The following is a 14,177-nucleotide window of genomic DNA, read 5'->3' on the forward strand; positions in this document are numbered from 1 at the left end:
GGTTAAACCACTTGGCCAAGCTTGAAGATAGGCAGGTACATGGCGATCACCAGGCCGCCGACGATCACGCCGAGCACGGCCATGATGATGGGTTCCATGAGGCTGGTAAGACTATCGACCATATTGTCGACTTCACCTTCGTAGTAGGTCGCAACCTTGTCGAGCATATCGTCCAGGGCTCCGGACTCCTCTCCGATGGCGGTCATCTGGATGGCCATGGTGGGGAATACACCGGTCGCCCGCATGGAGAAGTTGAGCTGCATCCCCGTGGAGACGTCCTGCTTGATGCGGTTGACGGCATTTTTGAAGACGATATTGCCGGTGGCACCAGCTACGGAGTCGAGGGCTTCGACCAGTGGCACACCAGCCGCGAAGGTTGTGGAAAGGGTGCGGGCGTAGCGGGCGACGGCGGATTTGTAGAGAAGAGAGCCGATAATAGGGAGCTTCAAGAAGACGCGGTCAAGCCAGTTACGGAAGCGTTCGGAGTTTTTGTAGGCGCGCTTGAAGCCAAAAATGGCTGCGATCAATGCCCCTAGAAAGATCAGCCACCATTCCTGCAGTATTTTTGAAATGCCGATCACCATCAGCGTGAAGGCAGGCAGCTCGGCACCGAAATTCGCGAAAACGCTCTGGAACTGAGGGACAACCTTGATCAACAGGATCCCGGAAACAATGATTGCGACCACCACTACAGCAATTGGGTAGTTCATGGCCTTCTTGATTTTGGCCTTGAGCGCCTCGGTTTTTTCCTTATAGGTTGCCACCCGCTCCAGCAGGCTTTCCAGGGCGCCCGCTTGTTCACCGGCATCCACCAGATTGCAATACAGATCGTCGAAGTACTCGGGTTTCTTGCGCAGGGACGTGGCGAAGCTGTTACCGGCGGCGACCTCCTGTTTTATGTCATCCACCAGTTTGCGCATGTTCGGGTTATCGAAGCCTTCCCCGATGATGTCGAAGGACAACAGCAGCGGGACACCGGCCTTCATCATGGTTGCCATCTGTCGGGTGAACAGGGCGATATCCAGGGGTTTGATGCGTTTACCCTTGCTGAAAATCGAGGCGGTCTTTTTGCGCACCTTGCCGGGATTGATGCCTTGTTTGCGTAGCTGTGCCTTGACCAGTGCGGGGTTGTGACCGCTCAGTTCGCCGGTCATTTTGGCACCTCTTTTATCGGTGCCCTCCCAGGCGTAAACGCTGACCTTGACTACTTTGGTTGCCATTGTTTAATCCTTGGTGACTCGGTTGACTTCTTCCAGGCTGGTTACACCTTGCATGGCTTTTTTCAGTCCCGAAGTGCGCAGGTCGTTGAAGCCGTCTTTGCGCATTTGCGCGGCGATTTCCAATGAATTGCCCTCGGCCATGATCAAGTGTTGCAGGTCTGGGGTGTTTTTCACCACCTCATAGATGCCGACACGGCCTTTATAGCCGCCGTTGCACTGCTCGCAGCCGACCGGCTCATAAATCTTGAACGTACTGATGAGCTCTGGTGGGAAACCTTCCTTGAGCAGGGCCTCTTCAGGGATATCGATCTCTTTCTTGCAGTGGCTGCACAGCTTGCGGGCTAGGCGCTGGGCGATGATTAGGTTCACCGAGGTCGCAATGTTGAAGCCGGCGATGCCCATGTTCTGTAGACGGGTCAGGGTTTCGGCGGCACTGTTGGTGTGCAGGGTAGATAGCACCATATGGCCGGTTTGGGCTGCCTTGATGGCGATCTCGGCGGTTTCGAGGTCGCGGATCTCACCGACCATGATCACGTCCGGGTCCTGACGTAGGAACGAGCGCAGTGCTTGTGCGAAGTCCAGGCCCTGTTTTGGATTGACGTTGACCTGGTTGATTCCTTCCATGTTGATTTCCACCGGGTCTTCGGCGGTGGAAATATTGATGTCCACGGTGTTGAGGATATTCAGGCCGGTGTAGAGCGAAACGGTTTTGCCAGAGCCGGTTGGTCCGGTGACCAGGATCATTCCCTGCGGCTGCTTCAGCGCTGCCATATAGAGGTCTTTCTGATCTGGCTCGTAGCCCAGCGCGTCAATGCCCATTTGTGCGCTGGAAGGGTCGAGAATCCGCATTACGATCTTTTCGCCCCACAGCGTTGGCAAGGTGTTGACCCGAAAGTCGATGGCCTTGGTCTTCGAGATGCGCATTTTGATCCGGCCGTCCTGGGGCTTGCGACGTTCTGAAATATCCAAGCTCGCCATAACCTTTAGGCGGGCAGCGATACGACTGGCAAGATGGATAGGCGGTCTGGCGACTTCGCGCAGGATACCGTCGGTACGCAGGCGAACTCGGTAGATCTTTTCATAGGGTTCGAAATGCAGGTCGGATGAGCCACCCTTGATGGCGTCCAGGAGCATCTTGTTGACGAAGCGAACCACCGGAGCGTCGTCGGCGTCTTGGCCAGAAATCTGTTCCTGTTTCTTGTCGTCGACCGATTCAATATCCAGACCTTCAAGGTCGACGTCCCCCATCTCCTCAAAACCGCTGGAGTTGCTGTCGAAAAACTTATCGATGGCGTCGGTAAGCTTGTCGTCCTCGACCAGAATGGCCTCGGTGGTGAGCCCGGTACTGAATTGGATATCGGTAATAGCCTGATGATTGCTTGGGTCGGAAATGCCGACGAACAGCTTATTACCGCGTCGCCATAGCGGCAGCACATGGTGTTGGCGGATCAGCTTTTCACTGACCAGCCCCTTGGGTTGGCTTTCTTTGTCCAGGCAGCTCAGGTCGAGCAGGGCAACGCCGAAATGTTCGGAGGCAATTTCCGCCACCTGTCGACTTTTGACCAGTTTGTTCTGGACCAGATAGCTGACGAGGGAAATCCTGTTGCGTTGGGCTTGCTGATACGCCAGCTGAGCGTTTTTGTCAGTGAGTAGCTCGGCTGCAACCAGTTGCTTGGCCAGACCGGAAAGGGCGATATCGTTCATTTGAGCACCAAACACAAACAGTTGGAGTCTTATAGCCTAGTCGGGCGTTGGTGCCAAATCGGTACGCTAGGTGACAAAAAATGTCAGATTTTGCTGCTTTGAAGTAATCGCAGTCTGTTTGTGGTGTGCTTTAAATAGCGATGTTGCACTACATGTTCAATTTTTTGAGCTGTTAAGCAAAAAAAGACCATCGATAGAGAGATATCTATGATGGTCTTTAGAGTATGAGTTTAGACTGTCAGTTGAACTAGGCTAAATCAGTTTTTAACATATCCATTGTTGACGCAGGCACCGCTATACGTCCACACGAGAAAGTTAGCATCCGGAGTAAGGACGCAAGTGTCGGTATTTGCGATTCCTTTGTAAGTATTAGGAGTTGCAGTAATGACGCCTGATGCCGCCGTAATAGCTATGCTGTTCAGAGCGCTACCAGCCTGGTTTGTTGGCAATGTCAGGCCTAGCAACGCCGCTGTGCTGCACTGTGCTATCACTCCCGTCTGTTGAAAGCACATAACTATTGCTGTTTTGACTGGATCCATGGCAGCAGTAACTTCAGAGTATGCAGCTTTTTTTATGTAGTTTTGGTAAGCTGGCAGCGCCACAGCCGCCAAAATCCCGATAATCGCCACGACGATCATCAATTCGATCAGCGTAAAGCCTTTTTGCATCGCTTTCATGGTTACTTCCTTTGGGGGAGTGTTGCGTTTTTGGCGTTGTGAGCCTTCACTGGTTCCAGAGCAATCGCCGTGCCAGGCTATTTAGGGATGTCACTCCCGATGCCGCTCGGTCCATAGGGTTTTGTACATTGAGGGCATCAATGCCGTTGTCAGCCATTTTGAGTGCAAGGGTCTACCTATTTGCTTGCTTGATCATTTTGACGCTTGCGGTTTCGGCGGTATTTGGTGGACATGACTGGCAGCGTATTTTCCAGATAGGCATCGCCTTCGCGGCTTGGGCATCCCTGGTTTCAGGTCTTGTCTCACAGCGCGTCATGTTCGTTCGCCACAACACTGCCGTGATGGTGTGTATCGTTATTGTCCTGCTGGGTTTGCTGTCGTCGTTGCGCTCCCACCAACCAGATTGGGCTTTGACTGAGCTTTCGCTGCTGATTGTCACCAGTATGATCGCCTACAGCTTTGCTCTGGGACGAAGGCTCGAAGGCGATGCCGCCGACCGTTATCTCCTGCTGTTCATCGTGCTGCTGTGTGCGGGCAAAGGCTTTCAGTTCATTTTCTCCGGGGGCGCTGCGTTCATGAGTAGGGCACAGGCACTGGATACTGACAGGCTTATTTCCGGTTTCTCCAACAAACGCTTCTACGGCCAATTCCAGACCTTCACCCTGCCGCTTTTAGCGCTCCCACTGCTGTTGTCCACGACTCAACGGTCCACTCGACTTTGGGTTTTCTCGCTCCTGAGTCTCTGGTGGCTGGTGGCGGTGACGGGTGGCACTCGCGGCACCTGGCTTGGTATGGGCGTAGCTGCCTGCGTGCTCTTCATCTGCGGTCATTCCGGCAAACGATGGATCACCTGGCAACTGCCCGCGGTCGTGGTGGGCGTGACACTTTACTGGCTGTTGTTCAGCGTTCTCACCGGCTACCTCGGCATAGAAGTGAGCAACTTCGCCAGCGACCGCCTGACCACCTCCTTGTCAGGTCGGGGCCCTATTTGGCAACAAGCCCGGGACCTGATCCTCGAACGCCCCTGGCTTGGCTTCGGTCCCATGCATTTCGCCGATATCCACAACCCAATCGCCGCCCACCCGCATCAAGCCATCCTGCAATGGGCCAGTGAATGGGGCATCCCTTCAACCTTGCTGGTCGTGTGGCTGGCGGGACGCGGCCTATGGGCAACATTCCTCTTGGTCCGAGAACGCTCAACTTCCGACGACCCGACCGATCTGCTCCGTCTCTGCCTGTTCGCCAGTCTAATAGGCGCACTGACCCAATCCATGGTCGACGGTGTGATCGTGATGCCGTACTCCCAGCTCTGGCTGTCGCTGGTGGTTGGCTGGCTGATGGCGCTGCATGTCTGGAAGGGCGAGCCGGCCAAGCCCAACGCCTTTATCCACTGGTCGTGGATGGGCATCAGCACTGCCGCCGTGCTGTTCCTGGTCTATGTAGTGATCCGCGACGTTCCCCATCTGGACGAGCGCAACAAACTCTACCAGCAGCAATACGGCGGCCATTTCCAGCCGCGCTTCTGGACCCAGGGCGTCATTGCGATCAAGCCCGAGTAACTTGCCCGCTGCGGTATCGGATGCTAGCTTTAGCGCCACGCCGGTGTAGCTCAGTCGGTAGAGCAGCGCACTCGTAACGCGAAGGTCGTAGGTTCGATTCCTATCTCCGGCACCACATCAAGTTATCCGCTCGTTTCAGCCCACCCCAAGAATCTCCGCCGATCCATGGATGCTGCTGGTCTAAAGGCGCGGAATGCAAGGAATGGACTTTTTATGACACCGGAGGAATCCGCTATCGAGCAGGCGGCTTTTGAGTTCGCACGGACGAACCGCGCCGCCCTTGCCAGGAAAATCGCGGATATAGCGGTGTTTCCCAGTGAGGCCTCTCCATTTACCGTTTTCATGGCAGGATCGCCTGGAGCAGGAAAAACAGAAGTAGCCAAGGCGATAGCCGAAACCCTTGAGTCGTCAAATGGTTATGCTCCTCCACGACGAGTCTTGCGCATTGATCCCGACGATTTCAGAAATCTGGTCCCTGGGTATGAAGGTCGCAATTCCTATCTGTTTCAGCGGGCTGTTACCAAAATCCTGGAAAAAGTCCTGGATCGCGCTTTTGAAAAGCGCCTTTCGTTTATCCTGGATGGAACAATGGCCAATTTCGAAGTGGCACGCCGTAACATTGATCGAGTCTTGGGGAGCCAAAGAAACGCCCAGATCATGTACGTCTACCAACGACCCGAGCTTGCCTGGCAATTCGTGCAGGCCAGGGAAATCACTGAAGGTAGGAATATCCCTTTGTTGGAATTTTCCAGGCAGTTTGTCGCCGCACGCAGCAATATTGTCGAGCTCAAGCGCCTGTATGGTGACCGGGTACAGGTAAATCTTCTCATCAAGGACATCGATTTCGCCGGCCGTGTGGTAGAGATCGATGCGGATAGCTCCACGATTGACGCCCTGATCCCTGAAACCTATGATCAAGCCGAGCTTGTTGAACGTTTAACCGAGGTATGACGTCATGACTACAGCAAAGACCAGTGAGCTCAGTGTTTTGGCTGATTTTTTTTCCAATGCCAGTGCGCAAACCAAGCGGGATGTATTCAATGTGGTGATCAGCAAGGCTATTGCCGCACAGCGGGATGTCTTGCAGAAAGCGGAGGCAATCAAAGCTGCTCGGTCCGTGGACGCGAAAGCTTGAGACTGAGTCGCGTCTTTAGTCAAAACCCAGCCCATGCCGTGGGTTTGAATGCTTGGCGTTTCATCCTCGACGTTTGAATCCTGATCTGTGTTGATGATGAGTTTTCGATTCATCCACGTCCGAAAATGGCGAGAACAGCCCCATCACCGGTGCTAGTCTCTGCCCATGAACACGACGATTGCTTCCTCATTCCCCTCGGCCGATATCTGCGAAAAGGCCCGCCTGAGCCGCGATGCGCGCTTTGACGGGGTCTTTTTCACGGCGGTCCTCAGCACCCGGATCTACTGCCGTCCCGTCTGCCCGGCGCGTCCGCCCAAGGTCGAGAATGTGCAGTATTACCCCAGTGCCGCCGCCGCCGAGGCCTTGGGCTTCCGCCCCTGCCTGCGTTGTCGCCCTGAACTGGCGCCGGGCAACACGATCTGGCTGCATGGCGAGCATCTGGTCGGCCGTGGCCTGAAGCTGATCCACGAAGGTTTTCTCGCCGAACAGTCCCTCGACGACTTGGCCGCCCGACTCGATGTCGGTGCCCGGCAACTGCGTCGCCTGTTCGTCAAACACCTCGGCGCTCCGCCCATTGCGGTCCATGCTACCCAGCGCCTGCTGTTCGCCAAGCAACTGCTGACCGAAACCGCCTTGCCGATCACCGAAGTGGCGCTGGCTTCGGGCTTCCAGAGTCTGCGCCGCTTCAATTCGGCCTTTGCCGAAGCCAACCATGCACCGCCCCGGGATTTTCGCCGCAAGCCGTTGGCCAATGCCAACAGCGCACTGGTCCTGCGCCTGGGCTATCGACCCCCCTACGATTTCAAGGCTGTGTTGGCGTTCCTCGCCAGTCGTGCCTTGCCGGGCATCGAAGTGGTCGACGAGCAAGGTTATAGACGGGTCTTCGGTAGCCACGAGTCGCCCAGTTGGCTGAAGGTCAGCGCCTGGTCGGATGGCGCTCATGCCTTGAAGCTCGAGCTGTTCAATGTCCCGCCCGGGCAGATGCTGCCGGTGGTCACACGGATTCGCCGGATGTTCGACCTGGACGCCGACCCCCAGGCCATCGCCGCTACCCTGGGTGCGAGCCCGGTGCTGGCGCCACTGGTTGAGCGCTATCCTGGGCAGCGTCTGCCAGGCGGCTGGGATGGTTTCGAGATTTCGGTGCGGGCAGTGTTGGGGCAGCAGGTCAGTGTGGCGGCGGCACGTACCCTGGCATCCCGACTGCTGACCCGCTTCGGCACTGTCCTTGAGGCACCGCCGGCACCGGGCCTGGATCACTTGTTTCCATCCCCAGAGCAGATGGTCGACGCGGACCTGGGCTCAATCGGCGTGATCAGGACACGCACCGCCACCATTCAAGGCATCGCCCAGGCTTTACTCGATGGTCGGGTGAGTTTTCGTACAGAACAACGACTCAATGACTTCGTCAAAAGCTGGGTTGCCCTACCGGGTATTGGCGAATGGACCGCGCACTACATCGCCATGCGCGCGCTCAATCATCCCGATGCCTTCCCGGCGGCGGACCTGATCCTGCGTCGCGAAGTGGTCAGGGATATTCCGCCCTTGAGCACCAAGGCACTGGAACTGCTCGCCGAAGACTGGCGGCCATGGCGCGCCTATACGGTGATGTACCTGTGGCGCGGGGCGAGTGAGGCAGAATCGATACGCAGGAGTCAAAAATGACAGCAAGCCAGATTTACTACGACATCATCCCTTCGCCCATCGGCCCCATGATGCTGGTGGCCGACGACGACGGGCTGCGGGAGCTGCGCTTCGAGCTGGACTATCGGCCGCAGACGCCATTGGACGGCTGGCTGCATGCGCCGGAGAAACTGGCACAGGTGCGTATTCAGTTGGAGGAGTACTTTGCCGGTGAGCGCGTCGAGTTCGATCTGAAGCTCAATATGCTCGGCACGGACTTCCAGAAAGACGTCTGGCAAGCCCTGGTGACCATTCCTTACGGCGTGACCACCAGCTATGGCGAAATTTCCCAGCGGATCAATCGACCCAAGGCGTCACGGGCAGTCGGGGCGGCCAATGGCCGCAATCCGGTGCCGGTGATCGTGCCTTGTCATCGGGTGATCGGCAGCAACGGCAGCCTGACCGGGTTCGGTGGCGGGCTGGCGGCCAAGCAATGGTTGCTGGAGCTTGAGTCGCGGCGCTTTTCGTTGCGTTGAGCCTCTTCTCAGAGACTCAAACGCATCGACAGATCCACCGCCTTCACATCCTTGGTCATCGCACCAATGGAGATATAGTCCACGCCGGTCTCGGCAATCGGCCGCAGGGTGCTTTCATTGATCCCGCCGCTGGCTTCCAGCTTCGCCTTGCCGGCATTCAGGCGCACCGCTTCGCGCATATCGTCCAGGCTCAACTCATCGAGCATGATGATATCCGCCCCCGCCGCCAGCGCTTCCTTGAGCTCGGAAAGACTTTCCACCTCGATCTCCACCGGCTTGCCCGGGGCGATCTTGTGCGCCGCGCTGATCGCCTGGGCGATCCCGCCGCACGCGGCGATATGGTTTTCCTTGATCAGGAACGCGTCGTACAAGCCAATCCGATGGTTATGACAGCCGCCACAGGTCACCGCGTACTTCTGCGCCAGGCGCAAACCCGGCAAGGTCTTGCGGGTATCCAGCAGCTTGACCGCGGTATCGGCGACCTGGTCGGCGTAATAACGCGCATGGGTCGCGACCCCGGACAGCAGCTGGAGGAAATTCAGGGCGCAACGTTCGCCGCTGAGCAACGAACGCGCCGGGCCTTCCAGATGGAACAGCGGCTGGTTCGGCTGCACCCGTTCGCCGTCGCGTACCTGCCAATGCACGGCCACCCGTGGGTCGAGCTGGCGAAACACCGCATCGACCCAGGCCGTACCGGCGATGGTCGCCGCGTCGCGGGTAATGATGGTGGCCTTGGCCAGGCGCTCGGCGGGGATCAGCTGGGCGGTGATGTCGCCACCACCGATGTCTTCGAGCAACGCACGGCGCACGTTGGCTTCGATTTCGGCGGTCAGGTCGGCGAGGCGTAGATTCGGCATAACGGACTCCACAAACAAAGTATCTTGATTATAGAGGCAGGGCGCCGCCCAACCCAAGGCGCGTGGCCGAGACTGGCCGCCCGGATCTTGCCTTTGGTCGCTTGCCGTGAGCGTTTTGCCCGATCGACGGTCTATTTTCATATGGATCTGAAAAGGAATTGCCGAGGACTAGTAAAAGTGACATCTTTTACAAGATAATCTGCCTTGTAATTGACGTCATAGCTTTGACGTCCCTGTGATTCCCCGATTATCGATAGCCGGTGAGCGCCTGAGGTGTTCGCCGAGAAGCGGTCGTGAGGCATGATGCCCACTCCCCGCAGACACCGATCTTTCACCCGAACTGACAGAACCGCTGCGGCAGGAGGCTTTGATGCACAATGACGGGAAGGTCGTGCCTTTGCACAAGGCCGCCGACGATCAAGCGACGCCGTCGCCGCTTGCCCGTTTGCCCGTGGTTCTGGTCCAGGTCCGGGACAAGGCGGCCTTGCAGCTCAAGCAAGGCTTGCAGGTGCTGTTCGATAATGCCGACGACACCCTGTTCGAAATGGCCGACAAGGCCCAGAACAACGTCGACCAGAACACTTTTTTCGAAGCCATGCGCGACCTGCGCCTCAAGCGCAAGAGTATCGAGCGTGGTTTTCTCGAGCGCTTTTTCGAAGCCTTTGACCGCCTTGGCCAGTACGACATCAGTGAGCCGACACTGTCTTCGGTGGTGTCCTACGAAGCCCTGGCGCTGGTGCCCAACGATGAGCTCGAACGCACCGTGGCCCTCGATGCCATGGTCGCCAAGGTCCTCAGCCGCGACAGTTTTGCCCTGGGGCAACTCAGCACCCGCTTCAATGCCTTGATTACCCGGCGTGTCGATGACGCGAGCAACCCCATGGGCCCGGCGATGCTCTGTGAGTATTTCCTCGAGGCCGGGCGTAACCTCGGGGTGGAGATCAAGGTCAAGCTGATCATTCTCAAGCTGTTCGAGAAATATGTCCTCCGCGACGCCGACCAGTTGTATGCCGAAGCCAATCAGCTGCTGATCGCCACCGGTGTGTTGCCGGAGCTCAAGGCCGCTCCGGCACGACGCGCCAGCGATCATGCGGCGGCCAGCACCCGCGGCCATCAGGCGCCGACCGCCAGCGCCAAGCCCCTGGATGAAAGCGTGCAGGAGGTGTTCGCCGCCCTGCAGGAACTCCTGCTGCATGTGCGTGGCAGCGTGGCGCCCAAGCTTGAGGCCGGCTCCGAGGTCCAGCCGATTTCCACCAACGATCTGCTGCGCCTGCTCTCGCATCTGCAGCAATATGTGCCGGAGCCCAGCTCGGCGGAAGATTTCGACCTGCGCAATCAGCTGGAACAGTTGCTGACCCGGGTCAGCGTGAAAAGCGGCAAGTCCCGGGTGGTCGGGGGCATGGACGAAGACGTGATCAACCTGATCGCCATGCTCTTCGAATTTATCCTCGATGACCGGGTCCTGCCGGATTCGCTGAAGGCGTTGATCGGCCGCTTGCAGATCCCGATGTTGAAAGTGGCGGTGCTGGACAAGAGCTTCTTCAGTCGCGGCAGTCATCCGGCCCGCCGCCTGTTGAATGAAATCGCCTCCGCCGCCCTGGGCTGGGGTTCCCGTGACGACTATCACCGTGATGCCCTGTATGTGCGTATCGAGCAGATCGTGCAGCGGCTGTTGAATGATTTCGTTGACGATCCGGCGATCTTTGCCGAGTTACTGGTGGAGTTCCTCGCCTTTACCAGCGACGAACGCCGCCGTAGCGAATTGCTCGAACAGCGTACCCGGGATGCCGAAGAAGGCCGTGCTAAAGCCGAACAGGCGCGCCAGCGGGTTCAGGAAGTCTTGAACGAGCGGTTATTGGGGCGGACCTTGCCCGAAGTGGTGGTGCGTCTGCTCCAGGAGGCCTGGAGCAAGGTGTTGTTGCTGACCTGGCTCAAGCAGGGCGAAGCGTCCGCCGAATGGCAGGCCGGCTTGCAGACCCTGGACGATTTGATCTGGAGTGTCGAACCCCAGGACCCGGTGGATGCTCGGCTCAAGCTGCTGGAGCTGGTCCCTGGGTTGCTCAAGTCCCTGCGCGACGGCTTGACCAGCGCCGCGTTCGATCCCTTCGCCACCAGTGAGTTTTTCAGCCAGCTGGAAGGCCTGCATGTGCAGGTACTCCAGCAGCTTGCCAGGAAGAATGCCGAACCCGTGGCGAGCGCCCAGGCCCCGGCGATGGTCGAGGTGGTGGAGGAGATTGTCCTCAGTGCCCCTCACGAGCTTCAGGTCGAAGACGTGGCCTTCGAGTTGCCGGCCGATGACGCCGCGCTGCTCTGGATCCGGCAATTGCGCATCGGCCAGTGGGTGGAAATCCGCGAGGACGAGGAGAACAGCCTGCGCTGCAAGCTGACGGCGATTATCGAGCCGGGCGGCAAGTACATCTTCGTCAATCGTACCGGCATGAAAGTACTGGAGCGAACGGCCCAGGCCCTGGCCGTGGAGTTCCGCCGTGGCGCGGTCCGCCTGCTCGACGACGCCTTGTTGTTCGACCGGGCGCTGGCCTCGGTCATCGGCAATCTGCGGCGGATGAAGAAGCGCTGAGTGCGCCTCGCTTGTCCTGGCGTCGGGCATTGCTCAAGAAAATTTCTTCGATAAGCGCGGATTGCTGACCCATCCACGTGCCTATCGCGGCATACTGAGCCTGTCGTGTTTGTCTTCGAAGGAATCGGTATGCAGTTGGATCCCGCCAGCGGTTGGTGCCAGGACGTGCGTCACTGTCCTTCGCCCAACTTCAACCAGCGTCCAGCCGAAGAAATCTCCCTGCTGGTGATCCACAACATCAGCCTGCCACCGGGGCAGTTCGCCACGGGCAAGGTGCAGGAGTTCTTCCAGAATCGCCTGGATGTCACGGAACACGCCTACTTTGAAGGCATCGCCGACCTGCGCGTGTCTGCGCATTTTCTGATTGAGCGTGACGGTATAGTCACTCAGTTTGTCTCTTGTCTGGAGCGCGCCTGGCATGCCGGCGTCTCGTCTTTCGAGGGGCGGGAAACCTGTAACGATTTTTCCCTGGGTATCGAGTTGGAGGGCACCGATGAGCTGCCTTTCACCGAGGCGCAGTACGCTGCGTTGATTGCTTTGACCCGTCAGCTACTGGCCGCTTACCCGGCCATTACCCCGCAACGGATTTGCGGCCATAGCGATATCGCCCCGGGCCGCAAGACCGATCCGGGACCAGCGTTTGACTGGGCGCGCTTTCGTGCCGCCGTGCTGGAAAAAGGAGAGTCACAATGAGTTTTCTGGTGTTGCTGCTGGCGGTCTGGATCGAAAAGTTCTCGGCCTTGCGCCAACGGGTCCAACGTGACGGCGCCTGGCTGCGGGAGCTGGCCCGGCTGGAAGCCGCTCCGCGAACCGCCGGGCAGCCCTGGCTGGTGCTGATCCTGCTGGTGCTGTTGCCGGTGGTCGTGCTCGGTCTGCTGCTGATGGCGCTGCAACCGCTGGCCTATGGTTTGCTGGCCTTGCCGGTGCATTTGCTGGTGGTGATTTACAGCCTCGGCCGTGGGGATCTGCTGGCGGCCCTCGGGCCGTTTCGCGATGCCTGGAGGCGCGGTGATGTGCAGGCGGCGGTGCATGTGGCCAAGCGTGACCTGGATGTGTGCGCCGACAGCGATGAGCAGTTGCTGGAGCAGGTCCAGGGCTACCTGTTGTGGCAGGCCTACCAGAGTTTCTTTGTGGTGATTTTCTGGTATTTCCTCCTGGGTCCGGTGGCGGCGCTGAGTTATCGGCTGCTGGCGCTGGCGGCGGAACGAGGCCAGAACCCGGCGCTGGTGGAGCGTGCGACCTTGCTGCGGCACGCCTTCGACTGGTTGCCGGTGCGCTTGCTGGCGGCCAGCCTGGCGCTGGTGGGCAACTTCGTCGGGGTCAGCCGGGTGATGCTGCATGAGTTGCTCAACTGGGACATCACGGCGCGGCAACTGGTGGAAAAGGTGGGGCGTGTCGCCGGGGAAATCCCCGCGCCGGTGGTTGGCGCCGATGGCGTCACCAGCCTGGACAGCCTGTGGGAGCTGCTGCTACGGGCGGCGGTGCTCTGGTATGCCGGGTTTGCCCTGTGGACCGTGCTGATCTGATCCGAGGGGACACGGCCCTCACAAACACAGCGGACCTGTAGGAGCCTGGCTTGCCAGCGAAGCTTTTGGCGGTCTCAAGGGCCCCTTCGCGGGCAAGCCCTGCTCCTACAGGTCTGTGGTGTTTTCAAAAGCAATGCAGTCGTCAGACCGTCAGGCAATGGCCATTAACCTTAAGTTACAAAACACCCTTTCAAATTAAGTTATACAAGCAGTAGCTGCGGATACTGGCTTTATGCCTTGCCGTGCCTGCCTCTATAAAAATAATACGAAAGGGAGCATTCCAGTGAAGCGCTTGCTATATCCCGCCGTCGCCCTGATGAACCGCTTGAGCTTCGGAATGAAGTTCAGTTTGATCAGTGTGCTGTTCTTCGTGCCGATGCTGGTGACCAACTTCTACCTGGTGCACGATTCCTACCGCGAATTCTCCGGCACCCAGATCGAGCTGCAAAGCCTCGCCCTGCTGGGCAGCAGCCTCAGCCTGCGGCGCGACCTGGAAACCCTGAACAACCAGGTGCAGATCGACGCGGTCCTCGGTCAGTCCGGCAAGGCGGGGGACCTGGAAGGCAAGATCCACGCCCTTGAACAAAACGTGCTCGCCCGCCTGCAAGGCCTGGCACCGGTGACGATCGACCCGGAACAGATCGACGCCTTCAACGCCAAGCGCGATGAAATGATCAGCGCCTTCAAGGCCCAGCAGGCCGAAACCTCCCTGCAAAGCAAAAGCGCACTGATCGCCAAACTGTTGGCCAAGGCGCAGATTTTCAG

Annotated in this window: 12 protein-coding genes and 1 tRNA gene; 9 read left to right on the top strand and 4 right to left on the bottom strand. The window is 58.3% G+C overall.

Features of this window, described 5'->3' with window-relative positions; translation table 11 throughout:
* Positions 1-2: 2 nt before the first annotated feature.
* The 3 genes from HX830_RS06405 to HX830_RS06415 form a co-directional block, all read right to left on the bottom strand.
* Positions 3-1,220: a type II secretion system F family protein gene (locus HX830_RS06405; RefSeq protein WP_177099375.1), complete on the bottom strand. Its 1,218-nt coding sequence runs from the start codon at positions 1,218-1,220 to the stop codon at positions 3-5.
* Between the two features lie 3 nt (positions 1,221-1,223).
* Positions 1,224-2,924 (bottom strand): type IV-A pilus assembly ATPase PilB, encoded by a 1,701-nt coding sequence (gene pilB / locus HX830_RS06410; protein ID WP_177099377.1) that lies wholly within the window; start codon positions 2,922-2,924, stop codon positions 1,224-1,226.
* Positions 2,925-3,181: 257 nt separating this feature from the next.
* Positions 3,182-3,601, bottom strand: a complete 420-nt coding sequence (locus HX830_RS06415) for a pilin (RefSeq protein ID WP_177099379.1) — start codon at positions 3,599-3,601, stop codon at positions 3,182-3,184.
* Positions 3,602-3,741: 140 nt separating this feature from the next.
* Here HX830_RS06415 and HX830_RS06420 point away from each other — a divergent pair, with 140 nt between their 5' ends.
* The 6 genes from HX830_RS06420 to HX830_RS06445 all read left to right on the top strand — a co-directional run bounded on the left by HX830_RS06420 (position 3,742) and on the right by HX830_RS06445 (position 8,451).
* On the top strand, positions 3,742-5,160 hold the full coding sequence (locus HX830_RS06420; RefSeq protein ID WP_177099381.1) for an O-antigen ligase family protein: 1,419 nt from the start codon (positions 3,742-3,744) through the stop codon (positions 5,158-5,160).
* Positions 5,161-5,199: 39 nt separating this feature from the next.
* Positions 5,200-5,275, top strand: a tRNA-Thr gene (locus tag HX830_RS06425).
* A 98-nt stretch (positions 5,276-5,373) separates the two neighbouring features.
* Positions 5,374-6,111, top strand: coding sequence for a zeta toxin family protein (locus HX830_RS06430; protein WP_177099383.1), 738 nt, complete (start codon positions 5,374-5,376; stop codon positions 6,109-6,111).
* A gap of 4 nt (positions 6,112-6,115) precedes the next feature.
* Complete coding sequence (locus HX830_RS06435; RefSeq protein WP_177099385.1) at positions 6,116-6,295, top strand: hypothetical protein; 180 nt, start codon at positions 6,116-6,118, stop codon at positions 6,293-6,295.
* A gap of 165 nt (positions 6,296-6,460) precedes the next feature.
* Positions 6,461-7,957: a DNA-3-methyladenine glycosylase 2 gene (locus tag HX830_RS06440; protein WP_177099387.1), complete on the top strand. Its 1,497-nt coding sequence runs from the start codon at positions 6,461-6,463 to the stop codon at positions 7,955-7,957.
* Complete coding sequence (locus tag HX830_RS06445; protein WP_177099389.1) at positions 7,954-8,451, top strand: methylated-DNA--[protein]-cysteine S-methyltransferase; 498 nt, start codon at positions 7,954-7,956, stop codon at positions 8,449-8,451. Before HX830_RS06440 ends, HX830_RS06445 begins: the two co-directional genes overlap by 4 nt.
* Before the next feature lie 8 nt (positions 8,452-8,459).
* Here HX830_RS06445 and nadC read toward each other — a convergent pair whose 3' ends face one another.
* Complete coding sequence (gene nadC, locus HX830_RS06450) at positions 8,460-9,308, bottom strand: carboxylating nicotinate-nucleotide diphosphorylase (RefSeq protein ID WP_177099391.1); 849 nt, start codon at positions 9,306-9,308, stop codon at positions 8,460-8,462.
* A 370-nt stretch (positions 9,309-9,678) separates the two neighbouring features.
* On the opposite strand from nadC, the gene HX830_RS06455 reads away from it, so the two are divergent.
* From HX830_RS06455 to ampE, 3 genes are all read left to right on the top strand, one after another.
* Positions 9,679-11,886 carry a DUF1631 domain-containing protein gene (locus tag HX830_RS06455; RefSeq protein ID WP_177099393.1) on the top strand — a complete coding sequence of 736 codons (2,208 nt, stop codon included), beginning with the start codon at positions 9,679-9,681 and terminating at the stop codon, positions 11,884-11,886.
* A 129-nt stretch (positions 11,887-12,015) separates the two neighbouring features.
* Positions 12,016-12,579 (top strand): 1,6-anhydro-N-acetylmuramyl-L-alanine amidase AmpD, encoded by a 564-nt coding sequence (ampD, locus tag HX830_RS06460; RefSeq protein WP_177099395.1) that lies wholly within the window; start codon positions 12,016-12,018, stop codon positions 12,577-12,579.
* Positions 12,576-13,412 (top strand): regulatory signaling modulator protein AmpE, encoded by an 837-nt coding sequence (gene ampE, locus HX830_RS06465; RefSeq protein WP_152741225.1) that lies wholly within the window; start codon positions 12,576-12,578, stop codon positions 13,410-13,412. The genes ampD and ampE overlap by 4 nt, the downstream gene beginning before the upstream one ends.
* The last annotated feature ends 765 nt before the right edge of the window (positions 13,413-14,177 follow it).

The sequence above is a fragment of the Pseudomonas gingeri genome, from assembly GCF_013385425.1.
GTDB classification, from domain to species: Bacteria; Pseudomonadota; Gammaproteobacteria; order Pseudomonadales; family Pseudomonadaceae; genus Aquipseudomonas; species Aquipseudomonas gingeri_D.